A 2595-nucleotide genomic window follows, 5' to 3' on the forward strand; every position below is an offset into this window, starting at 1 on the left:
AGCGAGGCGAGCGTGGGCGCGTGCACCGGAAGTGTGCAGACGGCGACGGACGCCGACGTCCGTGGTGAGGCCGACGTGGCCGTGCCGCGGGCCGGTGACGACCCGCCGGGCGGTGTTGCGGACATGGGTGGGCTCCTCTCGGGGGCTTTCGCGACACGCTTTAGGCGCGGCCGGCCAGGGCGGGTGCGGTGACGGGCAGGGAGGGTGTGCAGTCGGCGAGGGCGACCGGTTCGCCCATCGCGACGACGATCTTGCGGTCGCCGCGGAAGGGGTCACGGCCGTGCGCGGTGAGGATGTTGTCGACCAGGAGCAGGTCGCCGGGCTGCCAGGCGCGCCGTACGGTGGCGCGTGCGTAGGCCGCGTCGAGCGCGGCCACGTCCTCGGGGGTCAGCGGGGTGCCGTCGCCGAGCGCCGTGTTGAACGGCAGCCCGTCGCGGCCGAACTCGCCGACCAGCACGTCCCTGATGTCGGGATCGAGGGCCCATTCGCTCCAGAACGCGACGTGGTTGAACCAGACCTCCTCGCCCGTGTGCGGGTGGCGCACGGTCGCCGAGCGCACCTGCCGGGTGCGCAGGGTGTCGTCGTCGCCCCAGGTCACGTCGATGGCGTTGGCGGCGCAGTAACGCTCCACGTCGGCGCGGGAGTCGGTGGCGAAGGCGGTCCGCCAGTCCAGCGAGATGTGCTCGGCGTAGTTGCGCACCAGCGACCAGCCGTGCCGGCGGAAGCGGTCTACGAGGTCGGCGGGCAGCTGGTCGAGGACGCGGCGGACGTCGGCGACCGGTGTCGCGCCGCCCTCCGCGGGGGCCGTCAGACAGCCGAACAGCAGCAGGCCGGGGAAGGTCAGCGTGTAGCTGTTCTCGTTGTGCATCCGGATGGCCTGCGCGGGCGGCAGGTCGGTGGAGGAGAACACGTCGTCGCCGAAGTCGCTGCGCGGGGTGGCCTTCTCCTGGTACTTGGCACGCGCGGCGAACAGGGCGTCCCGCACGAGCGCGAAGTCGGCGGCGGTGCGCACCGGAAGGCCGCGCAGATACAGCGCGCCGTGCCGGGTGAGCACGCTGCGCAGCGCGTCCCGTTGGGTGTCGATCCAGTCCGCGGCGGCGGCCGCGTCCGGCAGGCCGTCGACGACGGCGGTGACCGGCGCACCGGGTTCCTCCAGCCAGCGGAGTGTCATCGCAGGCCCTCCTGCAGGTCGGCGTCGGCGAAGTGGTCGGGCAGGGCCGCCCACACCGGCGGGGTGTAGAAGTGGCCGCCGGGCAGGACGTCCACGCGGAGTCCGCCGATGGCGCAGCGTGCCCACTGCTCGGCGACGGCCGGTTCGATGACCTCGTCGTCCTCGCCGTACAGCACATGCACGGGCACGGACGTGGTGACGCCGGGCCGGGGCCGGTAGGAGTCGCGGACGGTGATGTCGGCGCGCATCAGCTCGATCGCCATCTCCCGCAGGTCGGGGTCGTCGAGCGCGTAGTCGGGCAGCAGCCCGATGGTCCGCATCCACTCCAGGAGGCGTCCTTCGGCGTCCTCCAGACGCGGGAAGCGGTCGCGTTCGGTGACGCCGCGGTCGGGCGCGTTGCACGAGGAGACGATCAGGCGCTCGGGCAGCGGGGCGCCGCGCTCGGCGAGCCGTACGGTGACGTCGAAGGCCATCCAGCCGCCCATGCTGTGGCCGAACAGGCGGTAGGGGCGGTCCGGCGCGGCGGCCGCGGCGCGGGCCACGGCGTCGGCGGTGTCCTCGGCGAGGGTGTCCCAGTCCGGGGCGAACTCCTCGGCGAAGCGGCCCTCGCGGCCCGGGTAGCAGACGAGCGCGAGGTCGGTGGCCTCGCCCAGCGACGGCAGCCAGGCCCGGTAGGAGCCGGTGCCGCCGCCGCAGAAGCCGAGGCAGACGAGGGAGCGGGTGGCGTCCGGCCGGGGTACGGGCCGGACCACCGTGGTGTCCTGGAGCAGGTGGCCGGTCATCGTCAGCCGGCCATCCGGTCCATGGCCCGGCGCAGGCTCGCCGGGCGGATGTCGGTCCAGTGGGTCTCGATGTACTCCAGGCACGCGGCGCGGCTGTCGACACCGTGGACGGTGCGCCAGCCGGCCGGTACGGCGATCTGGGCCGGCCACAGCGAGTGCTGCTCCTCGTCGTTGGCGAGGACCAGGTACTGTCCGTTCTCGTTCTCGAAGGGGTTCGGCATCGTGCTGTCCCGTCTGTCGTGGGTCGGACGGCTGGTCGGTGCGGTGTGCCGGGCCCGATGGCCCGGACTGCGTCGATCGTAGGAACCTCCCGGCCGCCGAAGAGGCAGTTGACCAGGCAGGTGGCGGGAAGTTTTGCTTCCGGCCGAGGAGTTGATCAGGACGACGCGTCCGAGGCGCGCGGCCGGTCAGGGTACGCGGACCGTCGCAGGCACAGGCTGTGGTGCCGGGTACGCGGTGTCCGGGTGCCACAGGTCGTCGGGGTCCAGGTCGCGGGGGCGGTACTTGCCCAACGCGCTGACGATCAGCCGCAGTTCGAGGGCGAGGGCTGTCACCAGGCGGTCGAGTCCCGCTTCGGGGTCCTCGTCCACGGCGAGCAGCGCGGCCCGGCCCAGGCCCACGGCGCGCGCCCCGGCGGCCAGC

General features: G+C 73.4%; 4 protein-coding genes. All 4 read right to left on the reverse strand.

Annotated features, from left to right (window positions below; genetic code table 11):
* Positions 1-160: 160 nt before the first annotated feature.
* Positions 161-1171, reverse strand: coding sequence for a TauD/TfdA family dioxygenase (locus ACWD1Z_RS37080; protein WP_451125275.1), 1011 nt, complete (start codon positions 1169-1171; stop codon positions 161-163).
* Complete coding sequence (locus tag ACWD1Z_RS37085) at positions 1168-1953, reverse strand: thioesterase II family protein (RefSeq protein WP_451125277.1); 786 nt, start codon at positions 1951-1953, stop codon at positions 1168-1170. Before ACWD1Z_RS37085 ends, ACWD1Z_RS37080 begins: the two co-directional genes overlap by 4 nt.
* A gap of 2 nt (positions 1954-1955) precedes the next feature.
* Positions 1956-2174, reverse strand: a complete 219-nt coding sequence (locus tag ACWD1Z_RS37090; protein ID WP_171145510.1) for an MbtH family protein — start codon at positions 2172-2174, stop codon at positions 1956-1958.
* A 186-nt stretch (positions 2175-2360) separates the two neighbouring features.
* Positions 2361-2595 (reverse strand): alpha-hydroxy-acid oxidizing protein (locus ACWD1Z_RS37095; RefSeq protein WP_451125280.1); only part of this gene is annotated, 235 nt, incomplete at its 5' end.

Source organism: Streptomyces sp. NPDC002784 (genome assembly GCF_053592135.1).